11 protein-coding genes are annotated in these 17,137 nt (G+C 72.7%); 8 read left to right on the top strand and 3 right to left on the bottom strand.

Features of this window, described 5'->3' with window-relative positions; genetic code table 11:
- Window positions 1-310 precede the first annotated feature (310 nt).
- The 8 genes from ACWGIS_RS19785 to ACWGIS_RS19750 all read left to right on the top strand — a co-directional run bounded on the left by ACWGIS_RS19785 (window position 311) and on the right by ACWGIS_RS19750 (window position 9,133).
- Entirely contained in the window at window positions 311-997 is a 687-nt protein-coding gene (locus tag ACWGIS_RS19785) for a response regulator (protein ID WP_453363724.1), read from the top strand.
- Window positions 998-1,274: 277 nt separating this feature from the next.
- Window positions 1,275-4,037 carry a DNA translocase FtsK gene (locus ACWGIS_RS19780; protein ID WP_453363723.1) on the top strand — a complete coding sequence of 921 codons (2,763 nt, stop codon included), beginning with the start codon at window positions 1,275-1,277 and terminating at the stop codon, window positions 4,035-4,037.
- A 264-nt stretch (window positions 4,038-4,301) separates the two neighbouring features.
- Entirely contained in the window at window positions 4,302-5,153 is an 852-nt protein-coding gene (locus ACWGIS_RS19775; protein ID WP_453363722.1) for a helix-turn-helix domain-containing protein, read from the top strand.
- Between the two features lie 93 nt (window positions 5,154-5,246).
- Window positions 5,247-6,722, top strand: coding sequence for a 30S ribosomal protein S12 methylthiotransferase RimO (gene rimO / locus ACWGIS_RS19770; RefSeq protein ID WP_453363721.1), 1,476 nt, complete (start codon window positions 5,247-5,249; stop codon window positions 6,720-6,722).
- Window positions 6,719-7,426, top strand: coding sequence for a CDP-diacylglycerol--glycerol-3-phosphate 3-phosphatidyltransferase (pgsA, locus tag ACWGIS_RS19765; protein ID WP_453363720.1), 708 nt, complete (start codon window positions 6,719-6,721; stop codon window positions 7,424-7,426). The genes rimO and pgsA overlap by 4 nt, the downstream gene beginning before the upstream one ends.
- Window positions 7,423-7,968, top strand: a complete 546-nt coding sequence (locus ACWGIS_RS19760; protein ID WP_453363719.1) for a CinA family protein — start codon at window positions 7,423-7,425, stop codon at window positions 7,966-7,968. The genes pgsA and ACWGIS_RS19760 overlap by 4 nt, the downstream gene beginning before the upstream one ends.
- 109 nt (window positions 7,969-8,077) lie before the next feature.
- Window positions 8,078-8,455 (top strand): helix-turn-helix domain-containing protein, encoded by a 378-nt coding sequence (locus ACWGIS_RS19755; RefSeq protein ID WP_037620346.1) that lies wholly within the window; start codon window positions 8,078-8,080, stop codon window positions 8,453-8,455.
- Window positions 8,456-8,662: 207 nt separating this feature from the next.
- Window positions 8,663-9,133 (top strand): Dps family protein, encoded by a 471-nt coding sequence (locus ACWGIS_RS19750; protein ID WP_453363733.1) that lies wholly within the window; start codon window positions 8,663-8,665, stop codon window positions 9,131-9,133.
- Window positions 9,134-10,212: 1,079 nt separating this feature from the next.
- Here the strand turns inward: ACWGIS_RS19750 and ACWGIS_RS19745 are convergent.
- From ACWGIS_RS19745 to ACWGIS_RS19735, 3 genes are all read right to left on the bottom strand, one after another.
- A complete protein-coding gene (locus tag ACWGIS_RS19745) occupies window positions 10,213-10,974 on the bottom strand; it encodes an SDR family NAD(P)-dependent oxidoreductase (protein WP_453363718.1) in 762 nt (253 codons plus the stop codon).
- Between the two features lie 83 nt (window positions 10,975-11,057).
- Window positions 11,058-11,903 carry an Fpg/Nei family DNA glycosylase gene (locus ACWGIS_RS19740; RefSeq protein ID WP_453363717.1) on the bottom strand — a complete coding sequence of 282 codons (846 nt, stop codon included), beginning with the start codon at window positions 11,901-11,903 and terminating at the stop codon, window positions 11,058-11,060.
- Between the two features lie 50 nt (window positions 11,904-11,953).
- A complete protein-coding gene (locus ACWGIS_RS19735) occupies window positions 11,954-17,047 on the bottom strand; it encodes an ATP-dependent helicase (RefSeq protein ID WP_453363716.1) in 5,094 nt (1,697 codons plus the stop codon).
- Between the last annotated feature and the right edge of the window lie 90 nt (window positions 17,048-17,137).

Below are 17,137 nucleotides of genomic sequence, written 5' to 3'. Positions count from 1 at the left end.
GGGCCCTGTCCGCGGGGCGGCGGGGCGTGTCCGACGGGCGGCCCGTTCGGCCGGCCGGACCGTCCGGCGGGGCGGCGAGGCGCGCCCGACGTGGCATGACTGAGTGTGGCCGAGGCCGTGTAGAAACCCGGTATTCGGGGAACCTTCTGGTCTCCCGCTACGTTTCTGCTACGTGCACAGTGACATCGCGGTGACAGGGTGTGGCGACAAGCGGGGTGCGGCTACCATGACCGGCACAAGGACGGGCGGCGCAACGGAGTCGTCCCCTGGGGCGGCGCCCGGTGCACTGCCGGGGCGAGGAGGGCGGGCCATGGTGCAGAAGGCCAAGATCCTCCTGGTCGATGACCGGCCGGAGAATCTGCTGGCGCTGGAGGCCATCCTCTCTGCGCTCGATCAGACACTGGTGCGGGCATCGTCCGGGGAGGAAGCGCTCAAAGCGCTGCTGACGGACGATTTCGCGGTCATCCTGCTGGATGTGCAGATGCCGGGGATGGACGGTTTCGAGACCGCCGCCCACATCAAGCGGCGGGAGCGGACGCGGGACATCCCGATCATCTTCCTCACCGCGATCAACCACGGGCCGCACCACACCTTCCGCGGGTACGCGGCGGGCGCGGTCGACTACATCTCCAAGCCGTTCGACCCGTGGGTGCTGCGCGCGAAGGTCTCGGTCTTCGTCGAGCTCTACATGAAGAACTGCCAACTCCGGGAGCAGGCGGCGCTGCTGCGGCTCCAGCTGGAGGGCGGCGGGGGCAAGGCGGCGGTCGGCGACACCAAGGAGCCCGCCGGGCTGCTGGCCGAGCTGTCGGCACGGCTCGCGGCCGTCGAGGAGCAGGCCGAGGCGCTGTCCAAGCAGCTCGACGACGACTCCGCCGACGCGGCGGCCGTGGCGACCGCGGCCCATCTCGAACGCAAACTGACGGGCCTGCGCAGAGCGCTGGACGCCCTGGAGCCCGGTACGGGCAGCGGGGCGCCGTCGCTGCCCTCGCAGAACTGACGCGAGCCGCGACTCCCGCGCCTCGCCGGGCCGCAACTCCCGTGCCGCGTCGCCCCGTTCGCGTTCGGGGAGCGGGCCGTTCCGCAGCCGTACGGGACCGGGGGCGCCGGCCGTCCAGGGGTGCGCTTCCCTGCGGGGGACGGACCGTCACTTTGCGCCCATCGAGGCGTGGAAGCGGTGAAACGGCGTCAGTTCCCGTCCACCTGAAGGGCGACACGAACGGGTGAAGCAGTAGGCACACGTGTCCGCTGTCGTCTCCACCGGTAACCTCACACCCATGGCCTCACGTCAGTCCGCAGCCAAGAAGCCGCCCGCGAAGAAGGCGGTCGTCCCGACGAAGGCTCCGGCGAAGAAGGCCCCCGCGAAAAAGGCGCCCGTCAAAAGGGCGCCCGCCAGGAAGGCCGCGGTGAAGAAGGCCCCTCCCAGGCCGGCGCCCAGCCCGACCGGAGGCGTGTACCGACTGGTGCGCGCCGTCTGGCTCGGAGTCGCGCACGCCGTCGGCGCGCTGTTCCGCGGCATAGGAGCGGGCGCCAAGGGGCTCGACCCGGCGCACCGCAAGGACGGCGTCGCACTGCTGCTCCTCGGCCTCATGCTGATCATCGCGGCCGGTACCTGGTCGAACCTCCAGGGGCCCGTCGGCGACCTGGTGGAGATGCTGGTGACCGGCGCCTTCGGCCGCCTCGACCTGCTGGTCCCGATACTGATCGGCATCGTCGCCGCCCGCCTGATCCGGCACCCGGAGAAGCCCGAGGCCAACGGCCGCATCGTCATCGGCCTGTCCGCGCTCGTGATCGGCGTGCTCGGCCAGGTCCACATCGCGTGCGGGGCGCCCGCCCGCAGCGACGGCATGCAGGCGATAAGGGACTCCGGCGGACTGATCGGCTGGGGCGCGGCGACCCCGCTGACGTACACGATGGGCGACGTCCTCGCCGTCCCCCTGCTCGTGCTGCTGACGGTCTTCGGGCTGCTCGTCGTCACGGCGACCCCGGTCAACGCGATCCCGCAGCGGCTGCGCCTGCTCGGCGAGAAGCTCGGCATCCTCGCCTCCCCCGAGGACGCGGACGACTGGGCCGAGGACGACGAGCGCTACGACGAGCAGTGGCGTGAGGCCCTGCCGGCGCGCTCCCGGCGCCCGCGCGCCCCCGAGGCGTACGACCCCGACGGAGCCGAGCAGGAGGCGCTCACCAAGCGCCGGAGCCGCCCCCGGCGTTCCGCCGTGCAGCAGCCCGACATGGACCGGCCGATGGACGCCGTCGACGTCGCCGCGGCGGCCGCCGCCGCGCTGGACGGCGCCGTCATGCACGGGATGCCGCCCTCGCCGCTGGTAGCCGACCTCACCCAGGGCGTCCACCCGGAGCGGGACGGGTACGAGGAGACGACGCCGGTGCCGGCCGCGCGGGCCAGGACCGCACCGGCCGCCAAGGCCCCCGCGGGCGCCAGGCAGCCCAAGCAGGCCAAGCAGGACCCGTTCAAGGCCGAGGCCGTCGTGCCCGACCTGACCAAGGCCGCTCCCGACACACCGCGCGAGATGCCCTCCCGGGCCGAGCAGCTCCAGCTCTCCGGCGACATCACCTACGCGCTGCCGTCCCTGGACCTGCTGGAGCGCGGCGGACCCGGCAAGACCCGCAGCGCCGCCAACGACGCCGTGGTCGCCTCGCTGTCCAACGTCTTCATGGAGTTCAAGGTCGACGCCGCCGTCACCGGCTTCACGCGCGGTCCGACGGTCACCCGCTACGAGGTCGAGCTCGGCCCCGCCGTGAAGGTCGAACGGATCACGGCGCTGACGAAGAACATCGCGTACGCCGTCGCCAGCCCCGACGTCCGGATCATCAGCCCGATCCCCGGCAAGTCGGCGGTCGGCATCGAGATCCCGAACACCGACCGCGAGATGGTCAACCTCGGCGACGTGCTGCGCCTCGCGGACGCGGCCGAGGACGACCACCCGATGCTGGTCGCGCTCGGCAAGGACGTCGAGGGCGGCTACGTGATGGCCAACCTGGCGAAGATGCCGCACGTGCTGGTGGCCGGCGCCACCGGTTCCGGCAAGTCGTCCTGCATCAACTGCCTGATCACCTCGGTCATGGTGCGGGCGACCCCGGAGGACGTGCGCATGGTCCTCGTCGACCCCAAGCGCGTCGAGCTGACCGCGTACGAGGGCATCCCGCACCTGATCACGCCGATCATCACCAACCCCAAGCGGGCCGCCGAGGCGCTCCAGTGGGTCGTACGCGAGATGGACCTGCGCTACGACGACCTCGCGGCGTTCGGGTACCGGCACATCGACGACTTCAACGAGGCCATCAGGAACGGCAAGGTGAAGCTGCCGGAGGGCAGCGAGCGCGAGCTGAGCCCGTACCCGTACCTGCTGGTGATCGTCGACGAGCTCGCGGACCTGATGATGGTCGCCCCGCGCGACGTCGAGGACGCCATCGTGCGCATCACCCAGCTCGCGCGCGCGGCCGGCATCCACCTGGTGCTCGCCACGCAGCGGCCCTCGGTGGACGTCGTCACCGGACTCATCAAGGCGAACGTGCCGTCCCGGCTCGCCTTCGCCACCTCCTCGCTCGCCGACAGCCGGGTCATCCTCGACCAGCCGGGCGCCGAGAAGCTGATCGGCAAGGGCGACGGACTGTTCCTCCCGATGGGCGCCAACAAGCCGACGCGTATGCAGGGCGCCTTCGTCACCGAGGACGAGGTCGCGGCCGTCGTCCAGCACTGCAAGGATCAGATGGCGCCGGTCTTCCGGGACGACGTCACCGTCGGGACCAAGCAGAAGAAGGAGATCGACGAGGACATCGGCGACGACCTCGACCTGCTGTGCCAGGCGGCCGAACTGGTCGTCTCCACGCAGTTCGGGTCCACCTCGATGCTCCAGCGCAAGCTGCGCGTCGGCTTCGCCAAGGCGGGGCGGCTGATGGACCTCATGGAGTCGCGCAACATCGTGGGCCCGAGCGAGGGCTCCAAGGCGCGCGACGTCCTCGTGAAGGCCGACGAACTGGACGGAGTGCTGGCCGTGATCCGCGGGGAGACCGAAGCGTAGGGAAACGGGGCGTACGAGCCGCCGCAGGGGTGGATCCGCGACGAGCGGGTATTCGAACGTGACTCAGCTGTAAGGGATCTGTGAGCAACCGTTTCCCTATGTCGCACGTCAAGTTGAGCGAGGGGACGATCACCTGTCCCATCATCGGGATGACCGGCCATTCCGATGGCGTACAAAGTCCTACCGCCCGGTTGCCCCACCCTTTCGTACCCCCCCTAGACTGAACCTCCAGCACAGGTGGCTACACGCTCGAAAGGCGCCCCCGTGTCCATCGGCAACTCCCCTGACGGCAACTCCCCAAAAGACGAGCGTCCGTTCGAAGACGATCGCGAGGCGGAACGCCCCTCGATCGGTCACGCCCTGCGGCAGGCGCGCATCGAGGCCGGGCTGACTGTCGACGACGTCAGCAGCGCCACCCGGGTCCGCATCGTCATCGTGCACGCCATCGAGCAGGACGACTTCGCGCCCTGCGGCGGCGACGTCTACGCCCGCGGTCACATCCGGACCCTGGCACGCGCTGTCCGCCTCGACCCCGAACCCCTCCTCGCGCAGTACGACGCCGAGCACGGCGGGCGCCCCGCGCCCACCCCGGCGGCCCCCCTCTTCGAGGCGGAACGGATCCGTCCCGAGCGCCGCGGACCGAACTGGACGGCCGCCATGGTCGCCGCGATCGTCGCGGTGATCGGCTTCGTCGGGTTCACCATGGTCAAGGGCGACGACGGGGACGGCTCGACGGCCCAGGTCGCCGAGGGGTCCACGCCCACCACCAGCAAGCCGGCCGGCAAGCCCACGCCGACCAGGCCCGCCGACCCGAAGCCCGACCCCACCGACAGCGCCATCGCGGCCGCGCCGCAGGACAAGGTCACCGTCCAGGTGACCGCAACCGACGGCCGCAGCTGGATCTCCGCCAAGGACCACAACGGCCGGATGCTCTTCGACGGGCTGCTCAAGAAGGGCCAGTCGAAGACCTTCCAGGACAACACGAAGATCAACCTCATCCTGGGTGACGCCGGCGCCATCCAGCTGTACGTGAACGGCAAGAAGATCGAGGACGACTTCCAGCCCGGTCAGGTCGAGCGCCTGACCTACACCAAGGGCGACCCCGAGGTCGGATGAACGGGCCCGCGGGGCAAGGCGCACACGGGGTTGGCCGGGATCGGCCAACCCCGTCGACGTGGGCCGTCGGCGGGACGAAGTAGTCTTGAGCCCATGCCTGAACGCCGTACCGTCGCACTCGTCACCCTTGGCTGCGCCCGTAACGAGGTGGACTCGGAGGAGCTCGCAGGCCGCTTGGAGGCGGACGGCTGGCACCTCGTCGAGGACGCCGAGCAAGCGGACGTCGCCGTCGTCAACACCTGTGGGTTCGTCGAAGCCGCCAAGAAGGACTCCGTGGACGCCCTCCTGGAGGCCAACGATCTCAAGGGGCACGGCAGAACCCAGGCCGTCGTGGCGGTGGGCTGCATGGCCGAGCGGTACGGCAAGGAACTGGCCGAGGCGCTCCCCGAGGCCGACGGCGTGCTCGGCTTCGACGACTACGCCGACATCTCCGACCGCCTCCAGACCATCCTGAACGGCGGCATCCACGCCTCGCACACCCCGCGCGACCGCCGCAAGCTGCTCCCGATCAGCCCGGCCGAGCGGCAGTCCGCGGGCGACGAGGTGGCCCTGCCCGGCCACGGCGCGCCCGCCGACCTGCCGGAGGGCGTCGCTCCGGTCTCCGGCCCCCGTGCGCCCCTGCGCCGCCGCCTGGACGGCTCCCCGGTCGCCTCCGTGAAGCTCGCCTCCGGCTGCGACCGGCGCTGCTCCTTCTGCGCCATCCCGTCCTTCCGCGGCTCCTTCATCTCCCGGCGCCCCAGCGACGTGCTGAACGAGACCCGCTGGCTGGCCGAGCAGGGCGTCAAGGAGGTCATGCTCGTCTCCGAGAACAACACCTCGTACGGCAAGGACCTGGGCGACATCCGCCTCCTGGAGACGATGCTGCCCGAGCTCGCCGAGATCGAGGGCATCGAGCGCGTGCGCGTCAGCTACCTCCAGCCCGCCGAGATGCGCCCCGGGCTCATCGACGTGCTGACCTCCACGCCGAACATCGCGCCGTACTTCGACCTGTCCTTCCAGCACTCCGCCCCCGACGTGCTGCGCTCGATGCGGCGCTTCGGCGACACCGACCGCTTCCTGGAGCTGCTCGACACCATCCGCTCCAAGGCCCCGCAGGCCGGCGTGCGGTCGAACTTCATCGTGGGCTTCCCCGGCGAGACCGAGGCCGACCTGGCCGAGCTGGAGCGCTTCCTCACCCATGCGCGGCTCGACGCCATCGGTGTCTTCGGCTACTCCGACGAGGACGGCACCGAGGCGGCGACGTACGAGAACAAGCTCGACGAGGACGTGGTCGCCGAGCGTCTCGCGCGCGTGTCGCGACTCGCCGAGGAACTGGTCGCCCAGCGCGCCGAGGAGCGCGTCGGAGAAACGTTGCAGGTCCTGGTCGAGTCCATCGACGACGAGGAGGGCGCGGTCGGCCGCGCCGCCCACCAGGCGCCCGAGACGGACGGACAGGTGCTGCTCACGAGCAGCGCGGGTCTGACCGTCGGTCGTATGGTCGAGGCAAAGGTGGTCGGCACGGAAGGTGTCGACCTGGTGGCCGAGCCGCTCCCGGGCTCGTTCGCGGGGACTGAGGAGGCGGGCAGATGACCGGAGCCCCGGCATCCGCGGCGGGCAGTTCCTCCAGCGCGAAAGGCGCGGCCGGTGCGTCCGGCACCCCGGGAGGAACGAAGCCGGTGCGAAAGCTGGGCGCTGCGGCCGTCGACCAGGCCAGCCTCTGGAACGTCGCCAACCTCCTCACCATGCTCCGGCTCGTGCTCGTGCCCGGCTTCGTGGCGCTGCTGCTGGCCGACGGCGGGTACGACCCCGTGTGGCGCGCGTGGGCCTGGGCGGCCTTCGCCGTCGCGATGATCACCGACATCTTCGACGGCCACATCGCCCGCACGTACAACCTGGTCACCGACTTCGGGAAGATCGCCGACCCCATCGCCGACAAGGCGATCATGGGCGCGGCGCTGATCTGTCTGTCCTCGCTGGGCGATCTGCCCTGGTGGGTGACGGGGGTGATCCTCGGGCGGGAGCTCGGGATCACCCTGCTGCGTTTCGTGGTGATCCGCTACGGCGTCATCCCCGCCAGCCGCGGCGGCAAGCTGAAGACCCTGGCCCAGGGCACCGCGGTCGGCATGTACGTGCTGGCGCTGACGGGGCCGCTGGCCACCATGAGGTTCTGGGTGATGGCCGTGGCGGTCGTCCTGACCGTGGTGACGGGCCTCGACTACGTAAGACAGGCCATTGTGCTGCGCCGGCAGGGCATCGCCGCCCGCCGGGCGTCGGCCGAGGAGGCGGAGCGGTGAGTTCCACGGCCGCCGAAGTGCTGCGACTACTCACGGTGAGGGGCGAGACGCTCGCCGTCGCCGAATCGCTCACCGGTGGCCTGGTGGCCGCGGAGATCACAGGGACGCCCGGGGCGTCGAAGGCCTTCAGAGGCTCCGTGACCGCGTACGCCACCGAGCTCAAGCACGCACTGCTCGGGGTCGACGCCACTCTGCTGGCCGAGCGCGGGGCGGTGGATCCGCAGGTCGCGGCCCAGATGGCGGCCGGCGTGCGCAAGGCGCTCGGTGCCGACTGGGGCATCGCCACCACCGGCGTCGCGGGCCCCGATTCCCAGGACGGGCAGCCGGTCGGTACGGTTTTCGTGGCCGTCGACGGACCGGCGACGGCGAAATCCGCAGCCGATGTTGGCGGGAAAGTGGCCTCGTTGCGGTTGAACGGCGGTCGGGCGGAAATTCGTATGGAGAGTGTACGGAGCGTACTCGCGCTGCTTCTCGGGGAGCTCGCGGGCGAACAGACCGGAAACGAGCTGGCACAGGATACGGAACAGAACGGGGGGACTTGATGTTTGCAGCCCTGAGTGAACACGACATCGCTCCCCGCACGGCCGCGGCGCAAGGCGGTACGGTGGGGCGTGAAGGATGCGGCTACGCGGTCCGAGGAGGGAGCCACCGATGATTCTGCTCCGTCGCCTGCTGGGTGACGTGCTGCGTCGGCAGCGCCAGCGCCAGGGCCGTACTCTGCGCGAAGTCTCCTCGTCCGCCCGGGTCTCACTCGGCTATCTCTCCGAGGTGGAGCGGGGGCAGAAGGAGGCATCCTCCGAGCTGCTCTCCGCGATCTGCGACGCGCTTGACGTACGGATGTCCGAGCTCATGCGGGAAGTGAGCGACGAACTCGCCCTCGCCGAGCTGGCACAGTCGGCTGCGGCCACCGAACCGGTGCCCGCACCGGTACGTCGCCCGATGCTCAATTCCGTGTCCGTGACCGGTGTCCCACCGGAACGGGTCACCATCAAGGCGCCTGCCGAGGCGGTCGACGTCGTCGCGGCCTAGCGTCCACGGCCTCACGGTCCTGGACTGAACCACGTACGCGAGAGCCCCGGCCGGGGCTTCTCCGGGGAGACCCGGAGAGGACCGGCCGGGGCTCCTCGCGTTTCCGGCGGCCCGGCGCCACCCCGTTTGCCGGTGTGTTCCCCGGCGGTCATGGTGGAGAGGCGGTGGCTCGGGGCCGTCATGAGTGATCTTGAACCGGAGGATTCGATGTACGTGGTGAAGAGCCCGTTGTCCGACTCGGACCTGAAGATCGTCGCCGAGGCCCTGCAGGGCGCCCTGGTCGACCTGGTGGACCTCTCCCTGGTGGCCAAGCAGGTCCACTGGAACGTCGTCGGACCGCGCTTCCGTTCCGTCCACCTCCAGCTGGACGACGTCGTGGTCAGCGCGCGCCTGCACTCCGACACGGTGGCCGAACGCGCCTCCGCGCTCGGCGTCTCGCCCGACGGGCGCGCGGCGACGGTCGCCGCCGGCAGCGGGATCGGCACCGTCACCGACGGCTGGGTCAAGGACGCGGACGCCGTGGGGACGCTGGTGGACGCGCTGGGCGCGGTCATCACGCGGATGCGGGAGCGCGTGAAGGCCACCGAGAGCCCGGACCCGGTCAGCCAGGACCTTCTCATCGGCATCACCGCGGATCTGGAGAAGCACCACTGGATGTTCCAGGCGGAGAACGGCTGAGGCCCGAGTGAGGGGCAGGCGGGCCTCAGTACCGGGGCTCGCCGAGCGCTGCGTACCGCCACGTGCGGTGCCGCGGCGGGACCGGCGCGGGCGGCGGGCCGCGCCGGACCGCGGACGGGGCGCGTGGCGGGCGCGTGGCCCCGGACGCGAGGCGCCCGGCGGGGCACGGCCCCGAGATCCTGGCAGGGTGCGGCGGGTGTGTGCGTGCGGTGCGCCTCTGTGCCGGTGGTGCGCCCTCCCTGCCGCCGGGAGCGGCGGTCTAGCGTCGGGCTGGAGGTGGCAGGCCATGGCAGGGCGAACGGCGCGCTGGGGGGCGACGCTGACGCTGGGGGCGCTGTGGTGGTGGGGGATCCTCCGGCTCGCGCTGGCTCCCGACGCAGGGGTGTGGGAAGGGGCTGTCGCGGCCGGAGGGTGGGGGCTGAGTCTGCTGCCCGTGCACTGCGTGCCCAAGGCGCGGGCTGCCCGGGCCGTGGACTCGGACCGGCGGGCGATGCGGGATCTTCGCCTCGCGGGGATGTGGCGACGTGGGTCCGGTGAGGAACGGGGACGGGGGGTGTAGCGAGGGGGCGCGACTTCGGGGACGGGGGTGTGCGGTGACGGAGCGCTGAGGCCGGGATGCCCGGCGCCGGATGGGTGGGCTGCGGAGCCGCCCCTTCCGGCGGGGTGCCTGTGGGGTGGGCTGCGGAGCCGCCCCTTTCGGCGGGGGTGCCGGTGGGTGAGTGCGGGGGCGGCGTCGGGGGGCGCCGTTCACGCGTGCGGGGCGGGGAGGGGTGGGCGTTGCGCGCCTTGGCTCGCGTGATCCGTATGTGGGCATGACCCGGTCTGTCGTACGGGGGCGGCGGGCGCTCGTTCGTTGGTTCTCTGGGTGGCTTACGAGGCGGGCGTGCGCGGCGTTCTCTGCACTGGGTGCGGGGTGTCGCGGGGTGTCGCCGTCTGAGTGGGGGCCTGGACGGTTGCCCGTTGCCCGTGGCCTGGTGCTTGGCCTGTTGCGTCTTGCCCGCTGCTGGCCGCCTCTGCTCGTCATGAACAGGGGGTGCGCGGGCTCTGCGGGTTCCGTCGGCGTGCGAGGGGCGCTGGGGTCACCACGGCATCGCGACGCCGCCGTTCGGGCGGAGGATCTGGCCCGTGGTGAAGGACGACGCGTCCGAGGCGAGGTGGAACACCGCGTGAGCGACGTCCTCCGGCTCGCCGACCCGGCCGAGCGGCGACCGCCGGGCCATGAACGCCTCGGTGTGCGCCTGGTCCTCTCCGTGGCGCTGGGTCATGGGAGTGCGCACCCAGCCGGGGGCCACGGCGTTCACACGGATCCCGTGCGGGCCGACCTCCGTCGCCAGCGTCTTCGTCAGCTGCACGACGGCCGCCTTGGATGCGCCGTAGCAGAGCAGACCGGGGCCGCCGGTGTCCACGGCGCCCGAGGCCATCGTCACGATGCTGCCCCGCACCTGCCGCGCGATCATGTGGCGGGCCGCCTCCTGGCAGGCGTACAGCACGCCCTTGAAGTTGACGTCCAGCACCCGGTCGAGGTCCTCGTCCCGGGTCTCCAGGACCGGGCTGCTGTGCATGATCCCGGCGACCGCCGCCATCACGTCGAGGCGCTCGCAGGACTCCACGGCCTGCTGGAGCCCGGCCCGGTCGGTCACGTCGAGACGGTGGGTGACGGCCGTACCGCCCTCGGCCTTGATCAGCGTCGCCGTCTCGTGCAGGCCCTGTTCGTCGCGGTCAGCGCAGTGCAGCGCGGCCCCCGCGCGGGCGAGCAGGACGGCGCAGGCCCGCCCGATGCCGCCGGCGGCGCCCGTGACGAACGCCGTGCGTCCGGTGAGGTCGTACGCCTTCAGGGCCATGCCACGACGGTACGAGCAAGTCTGACGGGTCGTCAATTAGTCGTGCGGGGTGGCATTCCGGCCGCCCCGCGACGGGGTCGGGGTCAGCGGGGCACGCTGCGCGTCGTCGGGCCCGCGGTCCCGGGGGCCGTGCCGGGCGGTGTGGGGCCGGGCTGGCAGGAGGGGCACCAGTAGGTGGGACGCTCGCGGGAGCCGTCGCCCTGCTCGGCCACCAGGATGCGCGTCCCGCAGCGCAGGCAGCGGCGGCCGGCGCGCCCGTACACGAACAGCTTCTGCTCGGGGCGGCCCGTGGTCACGCGGTTCGGGCGGTCCCGGTTGACCTGGAGGAGCTTGTGGGCCAGCGGGGTCAGCAGGGAGGCACGGTCCGCGGGGAGTTCGCCGACGGGGAGCCAGGGAGTGACGCCGAGGAGGAAGCAGAGCTCGCTCTTGTAGACGTTGCCGATTCCGGCGAGGTTGCGCTGGTCGAGCAGGGCTTCGCCGAGGGCTCGGGCGGGTTCCCGCCGCAGGTTGGCCAGGGCCTTGTCGGGGTCCCAGTCGGGGCCCAGGAGATCGGGGCCGAGGTGGCCGACGGCCCGCTCCTCGTCGGCGGTGCGCAGCAGTTCCAGTACGGGGAGGCGGTAACCGACGGCCGTGCGGTCGGCGTTGCCGAGGATGGCGCGGATCTGGTGGGTGGGGCCGCCGGTCCAGCGGCGGCCGTTCTCGAACACCTTCCACGAGCCGTCCATCCGCAGGTGCGAGTGGAGCGTCAGGCCGCCCTCGACGCGGGTGAGGAGGTGTTTGCCGCGGGGCGTCACGTCCAGGACGGTGCGGCCGGTGAGGTCGGCTGTGGCGAACTTGGGCACGCGCAGGTCGGAGCGGATCAGCACGGTGCCCGCGAGGGCGGTGTGCAGTCGCTTCGCGGCCAGCCAGACGGTGTCTCCTTCGGGCATGGGTCAAGGGTGGCACGGGTGCGGGGGCTTCGCCGGAGGCGTCGGCCCGCTCACGCGCGGATCCGCAGGCCGCGCGGGGTCGCGATGAACCCCGCCGCTTCCAGGAGCGTGCCGAGGGGGGCGGTGAGTGCCGAGGCGCCGTTCACCCTCTCCACGGTGACGGTGCCGAGGGAGCCCGCGCGGGCCGCCAGGGAGAGGGCCTCCGCGGCGGACCGCAGGCGGGGGTCGTCGGTGGCCTCGGACTCGGGCGTGGAGGGCCAGGCCAGCAGGGTCTTGCCGCCCCGCTCCATGTAGAGCGTCAGCTCGCCGTCGACCAGGACCACGAGGGAACCCGCCTTGCGGCCCGGTTTGTGGCCGGCGCCGGTGGGGGGCTCGGGCCAGGACAGTGCCGCGCCGTAGGCGTTCGCGGGGTCGGCGGCCGCCAGGACCACGGCCCGGCTGGTGCCGTTCGGCCGGGAGCGGCCGCCGGGGGCGCCGCCTCTCGGGGAGGCGCCGTTCCCCCAGCCGCGGTTCCCGGCGGGGCGGCCGGGGCGGCCCGGGCGGGGGCCGGTGGCGAAGGGGTCGGAGCCGTTCGGCGAGCCGAAGTCACCGGGGAAGGCGAAGTCGTCCGAGGCGCCCTGGCCGTCACCGGGGAACCGGAAGTCGTCCGCCGCGCCGGAGCCGTCGGTGCCGTCGAGGAAGCCGGCGCCCGGGGGTGTGCCGAAGGCGGCGAAGGGGTCGGAAGCGCGACCGTGGGGATCGCTGCCGTTCGCTGCGGGGACCGCGGGGCCGCGTCCCGTCTCCTCGGGGAACTCGGACCCGAAGTCCGGGCCGCTCGCCGAGCCTGTGGTGAAGTCGGGCCGGAAGCCGGGGTCCGCCGCGGGGAACGGCGACGCGAAGTCCTCCGCGGGCAGGGCTTCGCCCCGGTCCCCTGCGTTGGCCGCCGCGCGCAGGCGGTCCACCGCGCCGTCCATCGCGAACTGCGCGGCACCGAGGCCCTCGACCACGTAACCGCGGCGGGCCTGCCCGGTCTCCTCGAAGGCGGACAGGATGCGGTACACCGCCGAGAAGCCGCCCTCGACGCCCTCCGCGGCGACGGCACCCCGGGTCACCACTCCGTGGCGGTCGAGCAGCGTGCGGGCCAGCGCGTGGGCACGCACGGTGGGGTCGGGTTCACGCTCGGGCAGCAGCGACCAGCGGCCCGCGACGGTCGGAGGGCCCGTACGGGACTGGGAGCGCGCCGCGGCCGTCAGGGAGCCGTACCGGCCGCGCGGGACGGCGCGCTTCGCGCGGTGGGCCGTGGAACCGGCGGTGCGCCCGGAGCCCAGCAGGGCGCGCATCGGCGCGAGGGTGTCGTTCGTCAGACGGCCGGACCAGGCCAGGTCCCAGACCGTTTCGGCCAGTTGGGGGTCGGTGGCGTCGGGGTGCGTGGTGGCGCGGACCTGGTCGGCGATCTGACGGAAGAACAGGCCGTAGCCCCCGGAGAGGGTGTCCAGCACGGACTGGTGCAGCGCCGTCAGCTCCAGCGGGTGCGCCGGCGGCAGCAGGAGCGGGGCAGCGTCGGCGAGGTAGAGCGAGACCCAGCCGTCCTTTCCCGGCAGGGCACCGGCGCCGGCCCAGACGATCTCCCCGGCCGCGGTCAGCTCGTCGAGCATCGCGGGCGTGTAGTTCGACACGCGGGACGGGAGGACCAGCTTCTCCAGCGCGGACGCCGGCACGGACGCGCCCTGCAACTGCTCGACGGCACGGACCAGTCCGTCGACCCCGCGCAGGCCGTGCCCGCTGTCGACGTGCTGCCACTGCGGGAGGAACTGCGCGAGCGCGGCGGGCGGAACCGGCTCCAGCTCGTGGCGCAGCGCGGCCAGGGACCGGCGGCGCAGGCGGCGCAGGACGGCCGCGTCACACCACTCCTGGCCGATGCCCGCGGGATGGAACTCGCCCTGCACGACACGTCCGTTGGCCGCGAGCCGCTGAAGCGCCCCCTCGGTGACGGCCGTGCCGAGCCCGAAGCGGCCCGCTGCGGCGGCCGACGTGAACGGGCCGTGCGTGCGCGCGAACCGGGCGAGGAGGTCGCCCAGCGGGTCCTTGACCGGCTCGGTGAAGGCCTCCGGGACACCGACGGGCAGGGCCGTGCCCAGCGCGTCGCGCAGCCGGCCGGCGTCCTCGATCGCCGCCCAGTGCTCGGCACCGGCGATCCTGACCCTGATGGCACGGCGCGCCCCGGCCAGCTCCTGGGCCCACTGCGGCTCGGCGCCGCGCTCGGCCAGTTCGGCGTCCGTGAGCGGGCCCAGGACGCGCAGCAGGTCGGCGACGCCCTCCGCGTCCTTGATCCGGCGGTCGTCGGTGAGCCACTGGAGCTCCCGCTCCAGCTCGGTCAGCACGTCGGCGTCGAGCAGCTCGCGAAGCTCCGCCTGTCCCAGCAGCTCCGCCAGCAGCCGCGAGTCCAGCGACAGCGCGGCGGCGCGCCGCTCGGCGAGCGGCGAGTCACCCTCGTACAGGAACTGCGCGACGTACCCGAAGAGCAGGGAGCGGGCGAAGGGCGACGGCTCCGGTGTGGTGACCTCCACCAGGCGCACCTTGCGCGACTCGATGTCGCCCATCAGCTCCGTGAGGCCCGGTACGTCGAAGACGTCCTGGAGGCATTCGCGGACCGCCTCCAGGACGATGGGGAACGAACCGAACTCGCTCGCCACCTGGAGCAGTTGGGCCGCGCGCTGCCGCTGCTGCCACAGCGGGGTGCGCTTGCCCGGACTGCGGCGGGGCAGCAGCAGCGCGCGGGCCGCGCACTCGCGGAACCGGGACGCGAAGAGGGCCGACCCGCCGACCTGGTCGGTGACGACCTGGTCGACCTCGCCCTTGTCGAAGACGACGTCCGCGGCGCCGACGGGCGCCTGCTCCGCGTCGTACTCCCGGCCGAGCTTGACGGGCTCCTGGTCGAGGAGGTCCATGCCCATCAGGTCGGCGTCGGGCAGCCGCAGCACGATGCCGTCGTCGGCGTGCATCACCTGGGCGTCCATGCCGTACCGCTCGGAGAGCTTGGCGCCGAGCGCGAGCGCCCAGGGGGCGTGCACCTGGGCGCCGAAGGGGGAGTGCACGACGACCCGCCAGTCGCCCAGCTCGTCACGGAACCGCTCGACGACGATCGTGCGGTCGTCCGGGATGTGCCCGCAGGCCTCGCGCTGCTCGGACAGGTACGACAGCACGTTGTCCGCGGCCCAGTCGTCGAGGCCGGCGGCGCGGAGCCGCACCCGGGCGGCGTCCTGGGACAGCGAGCCGACCTCGCGCAGGAACGCGCCGAGCGCGCGGCCCAGTTCGAGGGGGCGGCCCAGCTGGTCGCCCTTCCAGAACGGCAGCCGCCCGGGGACACCGGGCGCGGGCGAGACGAGGACCCGGTCGCGGGTGATGTCCTCGATGCGCCAGGAGCTGGTGCCCAGTGTGAAGACGTCGCCGACCCGGGACTCGTAGACCATCTCCTCGTCCAGCTCGCCGACCCGGCCGCCGCCCTTCTTCGGGTCGGAGCCCGCGAGGAAGACGCCGAAGAGGCCGCGGTCGGGGATCGTGCCCCCGGAGGTGACGGCGAGGCGCTGGGCACCGGGGCGGCCGGTGATCGTGCCGGTGACCCGGTCCCACACCACGCGCGGACGCAGCTCCGCGAAGGCGTCCGACGGATAGCGGCCCGCGAGCATGTCGAGGACGGCCGTGAACGCCGACTCCGGGAGCGCGGCGAAGGGGGCGGCGCGGCGCACCGTGGCCAGGAGGTCGTCGAACTGCCAGCTGTCGAGGGCGGTCATGGCGACGATCTGCTGGGCCAGCACGTCCAGCGGGTTGGCCGGGACCCGGAGGGACTCGATCGAGCCGGTGCGCATCCGCTCGGTGACCACGGCGGCCTGGACGAGGTCGCCCCGGTACTTCGGGAAGACGACACCCGTGGACACCGCGCCGACCTGGTGACCGGCGCGGCCCACGCGCTGCAGGCCGGAGGCCACGGACGGCGGCGACTCCACCTGGACGACGAGGTCCACGGCTCCCATGTCGATGCCGAGTTCCAGGCTGGACGTGGCGACCACCGCGGGCAGGCGGCCGGCCTTGAGGTCCTCCTCGACGAGGGCGCGCTGCTCCTTGGAGACGGAACCGTGGTGGGCGCGGGCGATGACCGTGGGGGCACCCTGGGCCGCGCCCGAGCCGCCCATCAGCTCTGCCGGGGAGTGGTGCTCGTCCAGGGGCTCGCCGGTGGCCCGCTCGTAGGCGATCTCGTTGAGCCGGTTGCACAGGCGCTCCGCCAGGCGGCGCGAGTTCGCGAACACGATCGTCGACCGGTGGGACAGGACGAGGTCGGTGATCCGCTCCTCCACGTGCGGCCAGATGGAGGGCTTCTCGGCTCCCTCCTTGCCGTCGGAGGCCGGGGAACCGCCCAGCTCACCCAGGTCCTCGACCGGGACGACGACGGAGAGGTCGAACTCCTTGCCCGACGGCGGCTGGACGATCTCCACCTTGCGGCGCGGTGAGAGATAGCGGGCCACCTCGTCCACCGGGCGCACCGTGGCCGACAGGCCGATGCGGCGGGCGGGCCTGGGCAGCAGCTCGTCCAGGCGCTCCAGGGACAGCGCCAGGTGCGCGCCGCGCTTCGTGCCCGCGACGGCGTGCACCTCGTCCAGGATCACCGTCTCGATGCCGCTCAGCGCGTCGCGCGTGGCCGACGTGAGCATCAGGAACAGCGACTCCGGGGTCGTGATCAGGATGTCCGGCGGGCGGGTGGACAGGGCGCGGCGCTCCGCGGGAGGCGTGTCCCCGGAGCGGATGCCCACCTTCACCTCCGGCTCGGGCAGGCCGAGCCGGACCGCCTCCTGCCGGATACCGGTCAACGGGCTGCGCAGATTGCGCTCCACGTCGACCGCGAGGGCCTTGAGCGGTGACACGTACAGCACCCGGCAGCGCTTCCTCGGGTCCGCCGGCGGCGGGGCCGACGCCAGCTGGTCCAGCGCGGACAGGAAGGCGGCCAGGGTCTTGCCGGAACCGGTCGGGGCCACCACCAGCACGTCCGAGCCCTCGCGGGTCGCCTGCCACGCACCGGCCTGGGCCGCGGTGGGCGCGGAGAAGGCCCCCGTGAACCAGCCGCGGGTCGCGGGGGAGAAGCCCTCCAGGGCTCGATGCGCAGAGCTCGCCATGCGTCCATCCTGCACCCGGCCACTGACATCGCGCCTGACCTGCGGAAACGAGGCGTGTGCGGCGGCGGGGGGAGGGCAGGGGCGGGGGCG

This window comes from Streptomyces sp. NPDC054842 (genome assembly GCF_053611025.1).
The sequence above is the reverse complement of the archived record's forward strand: the minus strand, read 5'-3'. Positions and strand labels throughout refer to the sequence as shown.